The organism is Streptococcus suis, from assembly GCF_002964045.1.
GTDB lineage: Bacteria > Bacillota > Bacilli > Lactobacillales > Streptococcaceae > Streptococcus > Streptococcus suis_U.
Map to the genome: position 1 here is coordinate 1 of NZ_POPB01000662.1, position 306 is coordinate 306.

The following is a 306-nucleotide window of genomic DNA, read 5'->3' on the forward strand; positions in this document are numbered from 1 at the left end:
AATAATGTAAACGCCTTCCTTTTCAAAGTTAACTGAGTATGTTATACTGAAACCATGAACGATTTAAATACTACCATACTACAGAAAGCCTCTGGCGAAACACGATTGAATCCAGATGAACAACGTCTATACATGGGAACCTATCGCGAACGGGTTGTCCTGCTCGTTTCCTTTGACGATTTGAGTAGTGAAGTCGTCGGAAATAAGTTCGATACAATTTGCCAAAAACTAGCAAATAGCTACTCTCCTCTATTCCTCAAACTCTCGCCAGCCCTGTCTGACAAGCAACAAATTTCACTACTAAAA

General features: G+C 39.9%; 1 protein-coding gene. It reads left to right on the plus strand.

The genetic code is table 11. The features are described from left to right. Positions 1 to 54: 54 nt before the first annotated feature. Positions 55 to 306, plus strand: a 252-nt coding sequence (locus C1E99_RS13965) for a DUF1694 domain-containing protein (RefSeq protein ID WP_153060290.1), incomplete at its 3' end; no start/stop codon positions are given.